This is a genomic window from Evansella sp. AB-rgal1 (assembly GCF_041820985.1).
Classification (GTDB): Bacteria; Bacillota; Bacilli; order Bacillales; family Salisediminibacteriaceae; genus Evansella.
Genome location: NZ_JBGUAU010000088.1, coordinates 1 through 520, shown reverse-complemented (window position 1 = coordinate 520; position 520 = coordinate 1). Strand labels below are relative to the sequence as shown.

The following is a 520-nucleotide window of genomic DNA, read 5'->3' as shown; positions in this document are numbered from 1 at the left end:
GACGTAAATTAGCGATTGATATTACGTATGTAGAAGTAAAGAAGGGATCTCAGCGTTGGATGTATGTTTGTGCGATAAAAGATTTATATAACGGAGAGATTGTAGCGTACTCAATAGGTACAAGCCAGGAGACCAAATTAGTGTATAGAGCGTTAGATAAGCTCAAAAAGAAGGGGTTTGCGAAAGGAGCGATCCTACACAGCGATCAAGGCTCACAATTCACAAACCCAGGCTACATGAAGCGTTTAGAAGGACTGGAGCTAACTCAATCCATGTCTCGCAGAGGCAACTGCTGGGACAACGCTTCTATCGAGAACTTTTTCAGTCATATGAAGACGGAAATGTACTGCTTTAGCCAACCTAAAACAGTAATAGAAGTTCAAGAAGCTGTAGACTCATACATTACTTATTATAACAATAAACGAATACAAACGAAATTAAAAACAAGTCCTGTTAACTATCGATTACAAGCAGCTTAAATGTGCGGTTTTAAGAGTGTCTACTTGACAGGGGCATGAGC

At 39.8% G+C, this 520-nt stretch carries 1 protein-coding gene; it reads left to right on the top strand.

From position 1 onward, the window contains the following. Positions 1-479, top strand: a 479-nt coding sequence (locus tag ACERII_RS25915; protein WP_373645870.1) for an IS3 family transposase, incomplete at its 5' end; no start/stop codon positions are given. Positions 480-520: the final 41 nt, after the last annotated feature.